Origin of the sequence: Mangrovimonas cancribranchiae (assembly GCF_037126245.1) — a bacterium.
Lineage (GTDB): Bacteria > Bacteroidota > Bacteroidia > Flavobacteriales > Flavobacteriaceae > Mangrovimonas > Mangrovimonas cancribranchiae.
Map to the genome: position 1 here is coordinate 614,937 of NZ_CP136925.1, position 15,115 is coordinate 630,051.

Below are 15,115 nucleotides of genomic sequence, written 5' to 3' on the forward strand. Positions count from 1 at the left end.
TAAAATGCTTTCTCGCAAAATAGTTTAATATATGTACATTTGTACTATAGCAGTCCGTGTAAAAAAGATGAAGCTATAAAGTAAAATAAGGTTATACGGCAAGTAGTCAAGTACGAACTAAATAACAAAAAACACCTAGGAATTTATTTAAAAATTATGTCACAATACCCAAAAATAACCGTTATCATGGCTACTTATAATAAAGTAGATTGGTTAAGTAAAGTTTTAGAAGGCTATAAATACCAAACGTATAATGATTTTGATATTATTGTAGCAGATGATGGTTCGACTGAAGAAACCAAAAACCTAATAGATAGCTTTAAAAAAGATTATCCCGTAAATATTACCCATTTGTGGCATGAAGACTTAGGATACAGAAGGCAAACCATTTTAAACGAGGCGATTATTAAAGCAAAACACGACTATATTTTGTTTACCGATGGCGATTGTATTCCAAGAGAAGACTTTGTAGAAACACATGCCCAATTGGCAGAAAAAGGATACTTCCTTTCAGGTGGGTATTGTAAGTTGCCTATGAATACAAGTGAAGCCATTACTCCAGAAGACATAAAAAACCAAGACTGTTTTAAAGTAAATTGGCTAAAAACTAAAGGAGTTGTGAGTTCAAAAAATAAATTAAAGCTATCTGCAAAAGGCGGGATAGCCAATTTTTTAGATGTAGTTACCCCAACAGGAGCAACATTTAATAACTGTAATTCATCGGCTTGGAAAAGTGATTTAATTGCTATTAATGGCTATGATGAGCGTATGCAGTATGGTGGTCCAGATAGAGAGCTTGGAGAACGTTTGTTTAACAAAGGTATTAAGTCTAAACAAATACGATATAAAGCTATTTGTGTTCATCTAGACCATGCCAGAGGCTATAAAACTAAAGAGTCTTTAGATAGAAATTTAGCTATTAGAGCTGAGGTGAAACATAAAAAGAAAACCTGGACAGACTTTGGGATAAAGAAAAAACAAGATTAAAACTGTTCTAAAAACAACTCTAATTTAGGAGTGATTAATTCCGGTGGAAAAATATCATAAAGCGCAAAAACATCTTTTTTCATCTCTTTCATGGTTTTTCCGTCGTAAAGTTCTGGTTTAATATCTTTTAAATGAATGGAAGCGTTTGTCTTGCCATCTTCAAAAAGACTCCAAGCGTCTTTTTTTATCCAAGGCGAAAAAATAGAAAATGTAGGTATGTTTAATGCTTTAGCCATATTTATGGCGCCACCTTCATTACCTATTAAAGCTGTGCAATGATTTGTAATGGCTAAAAACTCACGAAGGCTTTTACCAAAAACATCAAAATAAATGTGTTTTTTAGTTTCCGATGAACAAAAATTATAAATCGTTTTTGCTTCGGTATATTGTTTTGGAATGTAGTTAAATAAGATTTGACCTTTAGTTTGCTCTACAATAAAATCGATAACCTTTGCCATATGTGGTAAAGGGTAGGTTTTGGTGTTGCCACTTCCTAAAACGCCAATCATGAAAACAGGGTGCGATAAATTAATCCCAGCATCGCTTAGTTGTTTTTGTGAATTAACAATTTCATTATTGGTTAAGTAAATTTTTGGCTTGACTATTTCTTTAGATAATGCTTTAGAAATAGGGGCTAAAAGTTGTATTCTGTTTTCAATAGCTAAGCCTGCATTGGTGTCAGCTTTGTCTTTGTTTTTAAACGTATGCGTATAAATTGATTTGGTGTACCATTTATATTTAGAAATTTTTGTTTTTGCTCCCGAAAATGCTGTAATTAAATTACTGGAGGTTTTTGAATACACATCAATAACAACATCGTATTGTTCTTTTTTAATGTGTTTTAAAAACCGCCAAAAAGCCCGTTTATTGTCTTCTATTTCAGGAGTGAAAAATTTAAAGTCATCAATAAACGGGTTATTTTCTACAACAGGGAATGTGTGCGAATTAATCAAGTAATGAAGCTCCGCTTTAGGGTATTTCATCTTTATGGCTTCAAATAGAATACTACTTGTAAGCACATCGCCAATCATTTTTTGTTGTATAATAAGAACTTTCATTACACGGCTACATCATATTCACGTAAGGCATCGTTAAGTGAGGTCTTTTTATTAGTGCTTTCTTTACGTTTTCCAATAATTAAAGCACAAGGGACATTGTATTCGCCAGCAGGAAATGTTTTCGTGTAACTACCAGGAATAACTACCGATCTAGCAGGAACCAGCCCTTTTGATTCAACAGGGTTTTCACCTGTTACATCAATAATTTTTGTCGATGCAGTTAGCACAACATTAGCACCAAGAACAGCTTCTTTTTCAACCCGAACGCCTTCAACAACAATACAACGTGAGCCAATAAATGCATTATCTTCAATAATTACTGGGGCTGCTTGTAGTGGCTCTAAAACACCGCCAATACCAACGCCTCCAGAAAGGTGTACGTTTTTACCAATTTGAGCACAGCTCCCTACAGTTGCCCAAGTATCTACCATAGTACCTTCGTCTACATAAGCTCCAATATTTACGTAACTTGGCATCATTATAACACCTTTTGAAATATACGCGCCATGACGTGCTACAGCATGTGGTACAACACGAATACCCTTTTCTTGATATCCTGTTTTTAAAGGAATTTTATCATGATATTCAAAAATACCAACCTCTAAAGTTTCCATTTGTTGGATAGGGAAGTATAAAACAACAGCTTTTTTTACCCATTCGTTTACTTGCCAACCGTTTTCTGTTGGTTCGGCAACACGTAAATTACCAGAATCTAATAAGGCAACAACCTCACGTATGGTATTTATGGTGTTTTCTTCTTTTAGTAATGCTCTGTTATCCCAAGCTTCTTCTATAATTGATTTTAAGTTATTCATTTTAATAAGTATTTATGTTTGCAAATATAAGTGTATATACTTTTAATGTATAACATATCAAAAACTTTAAATCAAGTTGCTTATTTTTGTATAATATGGGAAGAATTTTAGCAATAGATTTTGGTGCCAAAAGAACAGGAATAGCTGTTACCGATGAATTACAAATTATAGCCTCTGGATTAACAACGGTAAACACAAAAGAGTTGTTGGCGTTTTTAAAAGCGTATATTTCAAAAGAAAAAGTAGAACTTTTTGTAGTTGGAGAGCCTAAACAGCTAAATAACCAAGCTTCTGAAAGTGAGGTATTAATTTTACCTTTTTTAAAGAAACTTGAAGCTGAAATTCCTAGTATCCCTATAAAGCGCATCGATGAACGATTTACCTCTAAAATGGCATTTCAAACCATGATAGATAGTGGCTTATCTAAAAAACAGCGTCGTAATAAAGCTTTGGTCGATGAAATTAGTGCGACTATCATTTTACAAAGCTATTTAGCTAGTAAATAAAAGCCATAAACTTTTAATTGTAAGTTAAAAGTGCTGTAAAACCTTAAAGGAATTGTATTTTTGCATCTGAAAAATTAAAACCATGATTTTACCAATTGTTGCTTACGGCGATCCAGTACTAAAAAAGAAAGCCAAAGATATTCCTAGTGACTACCCAAAATTAAGCGAGTTGTTAGATAATATGTATGAAACTATGGAAGGCGCTTATGGTGTTGGATTAGCCGCGCCTCAAATAGGATTGCCCATTAGAATTTTTATATTAGATACAGCACCTTTTGCCGAAGACAGTGAATTGCCCGAAGAAGAGCAGGCTTTTTTAAAAACATTTAGAAGAACATTTATAAACGCCAAAATTACTAAAGAAGAAGGAGACGAGTGGGCGTTTAACGAAGGGTGTTTAAGTATTCCAGATGTTAGAGAAGATGTGTTTAGAAAACCTAAAATAACAATTGAATACTTTGATGAAAACTTTAACAAGCATGTTGAAACATTCGAAGGACTAGCGGCAAGAGTCATTCAGCATGAATACGATCATATTGAAGGTATTTTATTTACCGACAAGCTATCTAGTTTAAAAAAGCGCTTAATAAAAGGAAAGCTTAATAATATTTCAAAAGGGAAAATCAACGTTGATTATAGAATGCGTTTCCCTAACCAAAAAAAGAGACGATAAATTTGGCAAACAATGCCAAACAAAGCATATTTGCACTTTTTAAAATAAACCTATGGGATTAGAAAAAGTTTTAGCTATATCAGGAAAACCGGGATTGTATAAATTAGTAGCACAAACAAGAACAGGGTTTGTAGCAGAATCTTTGGTAGATAAAAGAAGAATTTCTGTAAATATTCATCAAAATGTTAGCCTATTAAGCGAAATAGCTATTTACACGTTAACTGAAGAAAAGCCACTTCAAGATGTTTTTACTTTAATAAAAGAAAAAGAAAATGGCGAGCAAACAGCTATAGGTCATAAAGAAAGTAAAGACAAATTAGAAGAGTACTTTTTCAATATTTTACCAGATTATGATGAAGATCGTGTGTATGCTAGTGATATTAAAAAAGTAATACAATGGTATAACTTACTTCAAAAACATGACTTGTTAGATTTTGAAGAAGAAGTTTCAACTTCAGATGAAGAAGAATAAAAATTAACCTCGATTATCGAGTGTTTATAAAACACAAATAAAAATCTAGCTTTAACGGCTGGATTTTTTTATTTTAAAAAGTAACTTACACAAAAAAACACAATGAATTCTAGAGCAGAGCAATTAAAAGGGTTTGAACGTTTGTTAGACATTATGGACGATTTACGAGAACAATGCCCTTGGGATAAAAAGCAAACTATGGAAACATTACGTCATTTAACCATAGAGGAAACCTACGAGTTAGGCGATGCTATTTTAGATAACGATTTAAATGAAGTGAAAAAGGAGTTAGGCGATATTTTATTACACATTGTGTTTTATTCTAAAATAGGTAGTGAAGCCAACGACTTTGATATCGCTGACGTTTGTAATAGTATTTGTGATAAATTAATAGAAAGACACCCGCATATTTATGGCGATGTTACTGTAGAAAACGAAGAAGACGTTAAGCGAAATTGGGAAAATATTAAGCTAAAAGAAGGTAGAAAAAGTGTACTAGAAGGAGTGCCAAAAAGTTTGCCTGCTTTGGTAAAAGCAAACAGAATTCAAGATAAAGTAGCAGGCGTAGGTTTTGATTGGGAAGAACCTAATCAAGTCTGGGAAAAAGTAGAAGAGGAGCTAAACGAGTTTAAAGAAGAAGTGCAGAATGGCGATAAAAACGCTATGGAAAACGAGTTTGGAGATGTAATGTTTTCTTTGGTGAATTATGCTAGATTTTTAGGTATAAACCCCGAAAATGCTTTAGAAAGAACTAATAAGAAGTTTTCAAACAGATTTCAGTATTTAGAAACTAAATCTAAGGAAATAAACAAGTCTTTAAGCGACATGACCTTGAATGAAATGAATGTGTTTTGGGAGGAAGCGAAAAAAAAGTAATTTTTTTTTAAACTCTGTAATCCAAAAAAGAACTTTAATCGTATATATAATAAATGACGTTTAAAACACAGTGATTAATAGCTACATTTACTTCAAAAAATAAACGTCATTTTATAACATAAGTAGGTTATTTTAGTTGGGAAAAATAACTGTTTAGTTAGTTTAGTTAGGAACCTAAATCCTATTTGCTCTCGCAAATAGGATTTGGTTATTTTATACTAGTATAGTTTCTTAATTTTCTGAAGTTTTGTTTTCCATAAACTAAGTTCATCTTTATGTTTTTGAATGTTTTTATGAACATCTTTAACCAGAGGGTTGTCATCATCAACATTAGTGAAAAACTGGAGGTTGTTTTCTAATTGGGTGATTTCGCCTTTAATTTCCTTAATTTTCTTAGAAATAAACACTCTTTCATTATCAAGGTGTCTAGAGTCTTGATGGTTGTTTAGAACTTCTAATTTTTTATCAAATTTAATAAGCTCTGCTTCAGATGGGTTTAAGCCAAGTGTTTTAAAAAAACCATCTAGAGTTTTGTTTAACTCTTTTTCTATGTTGCGTTTATTTCTAGGAACATTACCTAAAGCTTTCCATTTTTCAACATAGTCTTTTATTACAGGTAAATCGGTTTCTTTATCGGCTACTTTTAAACCTTTAATTTCCTGTAGTAACTCCGATTTTTTATTGAAATTATCAAGCTCTTCTTCACTAGCTTTATTTCTTGAAGTGTGAAACTTGTCAAAATAATGATTACAAGCGGCTTTAAATTGTTTCCAGATTTTATCGCTATCTTTTCTAGGAACGTGACCTATTTTTTTCCAGTCGCTTTGTATCTTTTTCATTAAAGGCGTCGTGGTTTCAAAGTCCTCGCTATCCTTGTTGTCTTCGGCTATTTTAACGAGCTCTCGTTTCTTTTCAAGGTTTTTATATTGTTCCTTTTTAAGGTTTTTATAGAAGGCGTTTTTCTTTCTATTAAACGTTCTTACAACATCTTTAAATTTTGCCCATGTGGCTTCGTTAACTTTTATAGGTACTTTTCCTGCATTAAAAAAAGCTTCTCTTAAGGCTTCAACTTCTTTAATACTTTTTTGCCAACCATTGTGCGATGTTGCTCCGGTATCGCTTATTGCTTTAATTTGATCTATTATGTCCTGTTTTTTCTCAAGGTTCTTTTCGTAGATCTTATCTAATTCATTAAAGTAAATCTGTCTTTTATCATGAATTGTTTTGGTGGCATTTTTAAAACGTTGCCAAATTTCTTCGCGATATTCTTTGGCAACTGGACCTAATTCTTCTTTCCACATTTTGTGCAAAACTTGTAACTCTCTAAAGGCATGGTTAACGTCTTCCTCTTGTGCTAAAGCTTCGGCGTGTTCTATGATTTTTATTTTCTTCTCCAGATTATGTTTAAAGTCTAAATCGCGTAAATCTCTATTTAGATGAAGGAAGTCGTAAAAATTCTCAACATGATGATGGTACGTATTCCACGTATTATTGTATTTGTCTCTAGGAATTGCACCAGCATTTCGCCAGCGTTCTTGTAAGTCTTTAAAGTGTTTGTATGTGGTATTTATGTTTTCTTCAACATTTAACAACCCTTTTATTTCTTCTATAATTGAAAGGCGTTCTGCTAAATTTTCTTTTAAGTTTTTTTGTAAATTATTGTAGTGCGAATTACGCTTTTCTTTGTAAATGCTATACGCCTCGTTGAAGCGTTTTTGTAGTGGATTGGAATAATGGAAGTCTATTTCGTTGCCACCATTTTCTAGAAATTCTTCTTTCTTTTCTTCAACAAGAGCATTGAAATGAGATTTAAATTCTTTCCTAATTTCATACACGTGTTGCTTAATGGCTTGAATTTTTTCGTTTTTAACAAGCTTTTCTAATTCGTCAACCAATTCTTCTAACGACATTTTTTCATACGCTTTCATTTCAATAGATTCGTTAGAATCGTCGTCTTCTGCATCTTTGGCGTTGGACTCATCTATTTCTGAAATGGCTTTATCATCATCATTCGAAGCTTTATTATTAGCTTCGGTTTCTTGTGGTGTCTCGGCAGTAGTTTCTACGTCGTTTTCTGGTGTAATAGTTGTTTTGTTGTTTTCTTCTCCGTCTGCTTGTGGCAGGTTATCTTTCTCTGTTGACATCTGAAAAATGTTAAGGTTCTTAAAATCGCTTGTGCGTTAAAGATAGTAACAACTTTATTACAAACAAAACCTTATTTTTCTAGTAAAAGAAAATACAGTTTATTTATTCCAAATTGTCCAGGCTTTATCTGCTTGAAGTTGCAGCATTTTTAGACCATTTATTGTAATAGCTCCTTTTTTACGTCCAAGTTTTAGAAATGTTGTTTCTTCAGGGTTATAAATTAAATCGTATAAAATATGCCCTGTTGTAATGGCATTGTATGGTATTTTAGGGCAGTCTTCTACATTTGGGAATGTGCCTAAAGGTGTGCAGTTTATAATAATTTGGTAATCGCTAACCAGTTCTTTGGTTAAAGCATTGTATGTAAAGACGCCTTTATTTGAAGGGGTTCTTGATACAAACATGTAATCTATATCAAGTTTTTTTAATGCCTGTTCTATAGCTTTGCTGGCACCACCAGTTCCTAAAATCAACGCTCTTTTATGATGTGGTTTTAAAAGCGGTTTTAAAGATTTTTTAAAACCATAATAATCGGTGTTATAGCCTTTTAAGTTTCCTTTTGAAGTAATTTTTATAGTGTTTACAGCTCCAATTTTTTTTGCTTTTTTGTCAAGTTTATCTAAAAAAGGAATGATAGCTTCTTTATATGGAATGGTAACATTTAAGCCTTTAAGTCCTTGAGTTTTGGTTATAATATGCGGGAATTTTTCAATGTTATCAATATCGAAATTTTCATAAGAAGCATGGATGGCTTGTTTTTCAAACTTTTTTTTAAAGTAAGCTTTAGAAAATGAGTAAGCAATATTCTTTCCTATAAGTCCAAATTTATCCATTGATTTTTCTAGTTTTTTGTCCATAAATTTCTAAAGCCAAGACAATAAGAATTCCAAAAAAAGCAAAACCAATAGCGGTAAAGGTTTCCGTAGAGAGTTCGGGGATATAACGTTGGTAGTTTTCGATAATTTTTTTGCCTGCAGAATCTAAAATGAAACTATCATTATTCATTTTATAAATTGTTTTTTTCCAAGGCCAAACCACGCCTAAAGAACCTACGATAAACCCAATTATAGATGCTGTCGTAATATTTTTGTAATGTTTTAAAATGTAATTTAAAATATGGGAAAAAGTTACTAACCCAATTACAGAGCCAGCAGTAAAAACACCTAAAACCTTGAGCATTTTAACACGTTCGGGATCTTTTAAGAATGCCCAATTACCTTGAATTAAATCGGAAATACTATCGTAAAGCGCATTTACAGAATCTACTAATAGCAACACATAATTTCCTAAAAGGATAAGAATAAATGAGCCGGAAAACCCAGGGAGTGTCATTCCGGAAACACTAATTATGCCACAAAATAACACAAACCAAAGGTTGTCGTTTTCTTTTGCAGGATCTAAAAAACTGATACTTATGCCTAAAATGGTTCCTATTATAAGTGCGGAATATGTTTTAACATTCCATGCTTTAAAATCTTTACTAATGTAATATATAGAGCCGATAATCATACCAAAAAACACACTCCAGACGTAGAGTTGATAGTGTTCTATAAGATAATCTAGTATTTTTGAAACACTAAAATAACTTATCATCATACCTGTAAATAACAAGGCTAAAAAACGACCATTGATATATTGAAAACAAACCTTAAATCTTCCATTGATTAAAAGTTTAAAAGCTTTTCCGTTTATTTTTTGAAGCGAGTAAATAAACTCTTCATAAAAACCAGCAACAAAAGCCACAACACCACCAGAAACACCAGGCACTTTATTAGCGGCTCCCATACCTAACCCTTTAAAGATTAGGAATATTTTATCTCGAAATGTTCGTGTACTTTGCATGCAAGTTATTTTTTAGAGCCTATTTTTTCAAGAGCTAAGATAGTAACAAAACCCAGAATCATTAATACAATAGCTGTAGTTGTATGCGCATCAATATTACCATTCATATTTGAAAATGTGGTTGGTAAAACACTCCTTTCGGTAGCTACTTTATAGGTTTCAAAATTATGTATTTGCTGCTGAAATAAGCTTAAGGTATTTAAAGGGGTTAAATCACTTAAGGGGATTATCGTGCCTGTCGCTTTTTCCATAACAGTTTCTGTAATTTTCCAAGGCCATATTTTGTTTAACGATCCTAAAATAAAGCCGGTTAGAAGCGCCATTGTTAAGTTGTAATAATGTTTAAACAGCCATTTTAAAATTTTGCTGAAACTTAGCAGACCAACCACAGCGCCTAAAATAAAAAGCGCCAATCGTTTAAAATCCCAATCATGCACAGCGTCGCTAAGTGTTTTATAAGCACCTAAAACAACCAGTATAAAAGAGCCTGATATGCCAGGTAAAATCATAGCACAAATAGCTATAGCGCCTGCAAAGAATAGGAAAAAACTACTGTTGTTACTTGCTAAAGACGGTAGCGTAGAAATGTAATAAGCAAATGCTGTTCCTGCTAATAATGCAATGACTGTTGAAAGACTCCAAGAACTAACTTGTTTGCCTACGTAGTAAATACTTGCGATTATAAGCCCAAAAAAGAACGACCAAATAAAAATGGGATGGTTCTCGATCAAATATTTGGCTATTTTCATGAAAGAGACAAAGCTTATAACAATGCCTGTTAACAAGGCTAGTAAAAAGTTGCCATTTAGTTCTTTCCAAAATGTATTAAATCCTTCATTTCTTAAGGTGATAATGAGTTTAGGTTTAATATTGCTAATGGTGGTAATTAATTCTTGATAAATTCCTGCTATAAGGGCAATGGTGCCACCAGAAACACCAGGAACAGCATCGGCAGCTCCCATAGCGATACCTTTTAAGGATATAAAAAGATAATCAGAAAAACGTCTTCCCATGGTTAGGTTTTAATCTAACGTCAAAGGTAGCTATTTTTAAGTAGACGTTGTAAGTTAAGACGTGGCTTTTAATAAGTTTTTAACTTGTGGGTTAGAAATAACTTTAGGAAAAAGTTCTTCTAGAATAAAAGCATATTCGTGGTTATGTGCTAGAGCATTTTTTAAATGATATTGGCCTTTATCATTTTCATGTGCGGTATAGTATAAACCAGATAATCTATATTCAATTTCAGCATTTTCAGGATAAAATTCTGAGGCTTGTAAAAGACTTTGAATAGCTGTGTTAGATTCTCCTAAACGTAAAAGTATATCGGCTCTTAACAGCCAAGTATCTAATTCGTAATTGCCAAGTTCTAAGGCTTTTTTATAGCCTCGTTCTGCTTCTTCTAAAAAGTTAAGTCTATGATTAATTTTAGCATACTGTTTCCAGTATACTACATTATCACCATCAATATTAATAGCTTTATTTATGTAATAAAGCGCCTTTTGGAAATTCTGTTGTTTGGTGTAAAATTTTGTGATAGCTATCCAGCCTTTATCTAATAAAGGGTCTTCATGAATAGTTTTTTTATAATATTGAACAGCCAAGTCTTTTTCGCCTAATTTTTCATGACAAAATCCAATTCTTAAAAGCGCAAATGATGTTGGATCATCCAGATTTAAACTTAAAACATAGCATTCTAAGGCTTCTTTGTAGTTTTTAAGTTTCTCTAAAACTTTGCCTTTTTCTAAATAAGCACCCACAAAACGATCATCAGAAATTATGGCGAAATCAAAAGCGGTTAGTGCTTTTTTATAATCTTTTATCGAGAAATATTGCTTTCCTAATTGATGCCAAGCAACTTCACAATAAGGGTTACTATCTAAATATGTTGTAAGATATTCGATGGCTTCTTTGTGTTGATCAAGAAAATCAAAACAATACATAATGTTATACAAGGCCGAATAATCATGAATGTCTGTTTCTAGGCATTTCATAAAAAAGTATTTGGCCTCTTCAAACTCGTCTAGAAAAAGATGTTCCATGCCAATTAAAGAATAAATATCGGCTACATCATCGGTTAATTCTAAGGCCTTTTTTAGAGCTTTTATAGCTTTAGAATGATTATCTAGTTTAGACAGTATACTCGCTTTTTGAATATATATTTCTTCGTTTAAAGGTTCTAGTTCATGAAGTTCATTTAGAAGTTCATCGGCCAGATTTAATTTGTTTTCAAAAATATAAACTTCAACTCTAAATAATTTTAGATTGGTTGATGTTGGGTGTTGTTCTAGTCCTAATTTAATGGCTTTTTTAGCTAAAGCTACTTTTCCTTGTGATAAGTAGTAGTGGACTATATTTTCGAATTCTCCAGAGTCAAAAAACAACACGTGGTTTGTTTTTAACATTGATTCGAATTTGGTAAGTGGTAAATTGTTGTCTTCGTTAGGATTTAACTCCATAAGCACACGTTATATATTTACATGAATAAATGTAGGGTACTATTTGCCTTGTTTTATTTAAATGAGGGAAATGTTTTCAACAGATTAATCAACAATTGTTGTTTTACGTTAAAAAACACATGGCATTTAGGCTAATATTAAGGGTTTAGTTCATTTAAAGCATTTGTGATTATTTGGCAGCCTTGTACGATTTCCTCTTTAGTTATGGTGAGTGGCGGTGTTATGCGTATCGCTTTGGGTTCAAATTGCAACCAAAACAAAATAAGTCCTTGCTCTTTGCATCGTAATATAACCCGATTAGTTATTTCGCTAGAGGGTGTTATGGCAGCAAGCATTAGGCCTTTTCCACGAATTTCTTTTATTAAAGGGTGTTTTAAATGTTCTCGGAAGATAGTTTCTTTTATGAGTGTTTGAGATATTAAATTGCTTTTTGTAACTTCTTTAAGTGTGGCTAAAGCAGCGGCGGCAATAACAGGATGCCCACCAAATGTTGTAATATGACCAAGTTCTGGGTTGCTAGTTAAATAATCCATATGCTCACTCGAAGCGGTAAATGCACCAATAGGCATACCGCCGCCAAGACCTTTACCCATAACTAAAATATCGGGTATACATTGGTAGTGTTCAAAACCAAAAAGTTTTCCAGTTCTTCCAATGCCTGGTTGTATTTCATCTAAAATTAATAAAGCGCCAACCTTGTTGCATTGTTCTTTTACTTTTTTTAAAAAGTTATCTTTAGGAACAATAAACCCTGCGCCACCTTGAATAGTTTCAAGGATAACACAAGCAGTTTTCTTATTAATTTTTAAAATATCGTCTTCACAATTAAAGTTGATAAACTTCGTGCCCGGAATAAGTGGCCTAAAAGCTTGTTTGCGTTCTTCAATTCCCATAACGCTCATAGCTCCCATAGTGTTACCATGATAAGCATTTTTTGCGGCAATAACTTCGTATCTTCCTGTAACACGTTTAGCCAATTTTATAGCACCTTCAACAGCTTCGGTTCCCGAATTTGTTAAATAGGTTTTGTTAAGAGAGTTGGGGAGGTGTTTGGCTAAAAATTTTGATAAAGCAACCGCTGGTTCTTGGGCATATTCGCCATAAACCATAACATGTAAATAGTTGTCAATTTGCTTTTTAATTGCCGTTACAACTTTTGGGTGAACGTGCCCAAGCGTACAAGCAGAAACTCCTGCGACAAAATCTAGATAAGCTTTGTTATTGGTGTCGTAAATATAAGATCCTTTGGCATGGGAAATTTCCATGGCTAAGGGATGCGTAGAAGTTTGCGCTTGGTATTTTAAAAAATCTGAAATCAATATTTATAGCTACTTTATTTAAAAAACTTAGTTATTTTTCTTCTTTATCTGTTTTCTTGCTTTCTTCCGGATTTATTTTTTTTAAAACGTTTTTTGGAAGTTTTCTAGACGCTTTTAAAGGTTTGTTAAGGTTATTAGGGTTGTTTTGTTTTTTTTCTTCAGCTTCCTCAGCTTTTTTAATGCGTTTAAGCATAGAGGCATCAAAAAACTCTTCTTGAGGGACGTAAGGCTCTAGACCTTGAATAGTAGGAAGCTCTAACGGTGGGTCGTCGCTAAATAAATCTTCTACACTTTTAGGTCTTTCGTCTTCACGCCAAACAAATCCGCGAAGTTTTCTAGCGTTTTTAGGGAACTCAGATTCTGGATAAATTTTAGCATCTATTTGATTATATCTATAATAGCGTTCAACTTCAGCATTTTTAAATTTAATCTTTATGCTTCCTGCTTTGGCTTTATCAATACCTATAAGCTCTTGTTTATCATTTCTAGAGAAGAAAATAGATTCAGCGTTTTTAATTAAATCGACTTGTTTAAGTTTGTTCTCATCATTAAATAACCCAATAAGTTCTTTTCCTTTTATTTGATTATAATTATCTTCACTAACAGTGTCTTTGCTAATTAAAAAGGCGTCGTAAAACACAAAAAGGGAGTCGATTTTTTCGGTTTTTGGATTAGATTTTATGTGAATAGTATCACCTGTCATTTGGTTGCCTTCATTCCATAAGATAGGTCTTCGTTTAGAAGCAAAGGCATCCTGCGAACTTAATCTAGATAAGTTGATAAGTTGTGTTAAGCCACTTTTGTGGTCTACATGAATGGAGTCGGCTTTACCACTTAAATCGCTTTTGTATAGTTTAACATTTCTAAAAGCTCTTGTTATTCTACTTTCAGGTTTTCCTGTAACCATGAGTGTGTCGGCATGCATGTAAACCGAATCATTTTCTTGTACTGTAATGGCTAATGCTCTTTTGGTAATAAAAACGGAGTCTTTATTTTTATAAACTTCAGCATAATGCCCTTTTATAACACTATTATTTGTGGTGTCGGTAACCTTAATGTTATTTGTGGCAGAAGCAAAACTTCGCGTGTTATCAAAGTACATGCTGTCGCCTTCAAAAATACGGTTGTCGTAATCTATACGGGTTTTTTTAATACCGTAGCCTTGTTTTCTTTCGGTATCGTAAAAACCTCTTTCGCAATAGGTTTTACTATCTGAAGTTGTGATGGTTGAAGGCCCATATAAATAAGCGTGTCCTGTTTCGGAGTAAAAATCTAGTTGATTGGTATTAATATTATAGTCTGGATGAACTAAAATCACATCTTGAACAAACTGGTATTTGCTATTATCCATATAATAACGCCCAATTTTACTGGTTATCGTACCCGAGGAATCACGCACAACTTTCCCGCCACTTTTATAATAAGATTCCTGTTTTACTCTATCAAAATATAAGGTGTCTGTGGTGAGTTTAGAATTTGGGTCGGTTAAAACAACATCGCCGCTAGCAAAAGCTAGTTTAGTTTGGCCACTATACTCCACATATTTGGCATTCATATTTATGGTGTCGCCTTGTTTCATTTTTACGTTGCCATAGGCTTCAATAAAGTTGTCGTCGCTATACAGTAAGGCTTGATCGCACCACATGTTTACACCTTCATGGATAACATGAATTTGTTGTTTGTCATCTCGTGTCATGACTTTTAGTCCTGGTGTTTCGTTGTCGTTAAACTCTAAAAAACCAGAATATTTTATTTGAATACGCTTTTGTTCTTGTGCATGACTAATTCCAGACACTAACAGTATAAGGAGTAGGCTAAAAAACAAGTGCTTGGTTATTTTCATTACCTTGAATTTGGTTCAAAAATAAGGATTTAAACGTTTGGAGTTTCGTTGTTATGATTTTTTTAATATAAATAAAAAAAGCTCCACTAGAATTAGTGGAGCTTTTGTGTAAATGATTATTCT

At 32.9% G+C, this 15,115-nt stretch carries 14 protein-coding genes; 5 read left to right on the forward strand and 9 right to left on the reverse strand.

Annotated elements, in window-relative coordinates:
- The first annotated feature begins 156 nt into the window (after nucleotides 1–156).
- The gene (locus tag R3L15_RS02770; RefSeq protein WP_338733092.1) at nucleotides 157–987 is read left to right on the forward strand and encodes a glycosyltransferase family 2 protein; all 831 of its coding nucleotides are present in this window, start codon (nucleotides 157–159) and stop codon (nucleotides 985–987) included.
- Here R3L15_RS02770 and R3L15_RS02775 read toward each other — a convergent pair.
- Nucleotides 984–2,045, reverse strand: a complete 1,062-nt coding sequence (locus R3L15_RS02775) for a glycosyltransferase family 9 protein (RefSeq protein WP_338733094.1) — start codon at nucleotides 2,043–2,045, stop codon at nucleotides 984–986. The genes R3L15_RS02770 and R3L15_RS02775 overlap by 4 nt on opposite strands.
- Entirely contained in the window at nucleotides 2,045–2,860 is an 816-nt protein-coding gene (locus tag R3L15_RS02780; protein WP_338733096.1) for a 2,3,4,5-tetrahydropyridine-2,6-dicarboxylate N-succinyltransferase, read from the reverse strand. The genes R3L15_RS02775 and R3L15_RS02780 overlap by 1 nt, the downstream gene beginning before the upstream one ends.
- Nucleotides 2,861–2,955: 95 nt before the next feature.
- Here R3L15_RS02780 and ruvX point away from each other — a divergent pair, with 95 nt between their 5' ends.
- The 4 genes from ruvX to mazG all read left to right on the forward strand — a co-directional run bounded on the left by ruvX (nucleotide 2,956) and on the right by mazG (nucleotide 5,387).
- Nucleotides 2,956–3,366, forward strand: coding sequence for a Holliday junction resolvase RuvX (gene ruvX, locus R3L15_RS02785; RefSeq protein ID WP_338733098.1), 411 nt, complete (start codon nucleotides 2,956–2,958; stop codon nucleotides 3,364–3,366).
- A gap of 82 nt (nucleotides 3,367–3,448) precedes the next feature.
- Nucleotides 3,449–4,039, forward strand: coding sequence for a peptide deformylase (def, locus tag R3L15_RS02790; protein WP_338733100.1), 591 nt, complete (start codon nucleotides 3,449–3,451; stop codon nucleotides 4,037–4,039).
- A gap of 52 nt (nucleotides 4,040–4,091) precedes the next feature.
- Entirely contained in the window at nucleotides 4,092–4,511 is a 420-nt protein-coding gene (locus tag R3L15_RS02795; protein WP_338733101.1) for a DUF5606 domain-containing protein, read from the forward strand.
- 102 nt (nucleotides 4,512–4,613) lie between these two features.
- Nucleotides 4,614–5,387, forward strand: coding sequence for a nucleoside triphosphate pyrophosphohydrolase (gene mazG / locus R3L15_RS02800; protein WP_338733102.1), 774 nt, complete (start codon nucleotides 4,614–4,616; stop codon nucleotides 5,385–5,387).
- A 218-nt stretch (nucleotides 5,388–5,605) separates the two neighbouring features.
- Here the strand turns inward: mazG and R3L15_RS02805 are convergent, their stop codons facing one another.
- The 7 genes from R3L15_RS02805 to R3L15_RS02835 all read right to left on the reverse strand — a co-directional run bounded on the left by R3L15_RS02805 (nucleotide 5,606) and on the right by R3L15_RS02835 (nucleotide 14,992).
- The gene (locus R3L15_RS02805; protein ID WP_338733104.1) at nucleotides 5,606–7,531 is read right to left on the reverse strand and encodes a DUF349 domain-containing protein; all 1,926 of its coding nucleotides are present in this window, start codon (nucleotides 7,529–7,531) and stop codon (nucleotides 5,606–5,608) included.
- Nucleotides 7,532–7,630: 99 nt separating this feature from the next.
- Complete coding sequence (gene aroE, locus R3L15_RS02810; RefSeq protein ID WP_338733106.1) at nucleotides 7,631–8,389, reverse strand: shikimate dehydrogenase; 759 nt, start codon at nucleotides 8,387–8,389, stop codon at nucleotides 7,631–7,633.
- On the reverse strand, nucleotides 8,358–9,374 hold the full coding sequence (locus tag R3L15_RS02815) for a DUF368 domain-containing protein (RefSeq protein ID WP_338733107.1): 1,017 nt from the start codon (nucleotides 9,372–9,374) through the stop codon (nucleotides 8,358–8,360). The genes aroE and R3L15_RS02815 overlap by 32 nt, the downstream gene beginning before the upstream one ends.
- Before the next feature lie 5 nt (nucleotides 9,375–9,379).
- A complete protein-coding gene (locus tag R3L15_RS02820; RefSeq protein WP_338733108.1) occupies nucleotides 9,380–10,387 on the reverse strand; it encodes a DUF368 domain-containing protein in 1,008 nt (335 codons plus the stop codon).
- A 54-nt stretch (nucleotides 10,388–10,441) separates the two neighbouring features.
- On the reverse strand, nucleotides 10,442–11,830 hold the full coding sequence (locus R3L15_RS02825; RefSeq protein WP_338733109.1) for a tetratricopeptide repeat protein: 1,389 nt from the start codon (nucleotides 11,828–11,830) through the stop codon (nucleotides 10,442–10,444).
- A 137-nt stretch (nucleotides 11,831–11,967) separates the two neighbouring features.
- Complete coding sequence (locus R3L15_RS02830; protein WP_338733111.1) at nucleotides 11,968–13,149, reverse strand: aspartate aminotransferase family protein; 1,182 nt, start codon at nucleotides 13,147–13,149, stop codon at nucleotides 11,968–11,970.
- 31 nt (nucleotides 13,150–13,180) lie between these two features.
- Nucleotides 13,181–14,992, reverse strand: a complete 1,812-nt coding sequence (locus R3L15_RS02835; RefSeq protein WP_338733113.1) for an OstA-like protein — start codon at nucleotides 14,990–14,992, stop codon at nucleotides 13,181–13,183.
- Between the last annotated feature and the right edge of the window lie 123 nt (nucleotides 14,993–15,115).

Bases quoted from the DNA above. Each gene is read 5' to 3' on its own strand.
- R3L15_RS02770 (WP_338733092.1), top strand. From the start codon at position 157: ATGTCACAATACCCAAAAATAACCGTTATCATGGCTACTTATAATAAA.
- R3L15_RS02775 (WP_338733094.1), bottom strand. From the start codon at position 2,045: ATGAAAGTTCTTATTATACAACAAAAAATGATTGGCGATGTGCTTACA.
- R3L15_RS02780 (WP_338733096.1), bottom strand. From the start codon at position 2,860: ATGAATAACTTAAAATCAATTATAGAAGAAGCTTGGGATAACAGAGCA.
- ruvX (WP_338733098.1), top strand. From the start codon at position 2,956: ATGGGAAGAATTTTAGCAATAGATTTTGGTGCCAAAAGAACAGGAATA.
- def (WP_338733100.1), top strand. From the start codon at position 3,449: ATGATTTTACCAATTGTTGCTTACGGCGATCCAGTACTAAAAAAGAAA.
- R3L15_RS02795 (WP_338733101.1), top strand. From the start codon at position 4,092: ATGGGATTAGAAAAAGTTTTAGCTATATCAGGAAAACCGGGATTGTAT.
- mazG (WP_338733102.1), top strand. From the start codon at position 4,614: ATGAATTCTAGAGCAGAGCAATTAAAAGGGTTTGAACGTTTGTTAGAC.
- R3L15_RS02805 (WP_338733104.1), bottom strand. From the start codon at position 7,531: ATGTCAACAGAGAAAGATAACCTGCCACAAGCAGACGGAGAAGAAAAC.
- aroE (WP_338733106.1), bottom strand. From the start codon at position 8,389: ATGGACAAAAAACTAGAAAAATCAATGGATAAATTTGGACTTATAGGA.
- R3L15_RS02815 (WP_338733107.1), bottom strand. From the start codon at position 9,374: ATGCAAAGTACACGAACATTTCGAGATAAAATATTCCTAATCTTTAAA.
- R3L15_RS02820 (WP_338733108.1), bottom strand. From the start codon at position 10,387: ATGGGAAGACGTTTTTCTGATTATCTTTTTATATCCTTAAAAGGTATC.
- R3L15_RS02825 (WP_338733109.1), bottom strand. From the start codon at position 11,830: ATGGAGTTAAATCCTAACGAAGACAACAATTTACCACTTACCAAATTC.
- R3L15_RS02835 (WP_338733113.1), bottom strand. From the start codon at position 14,992: ATGAAAATAACCAAGCACTTGTTTTTTAGCCTACTCCTTATACTGTTA.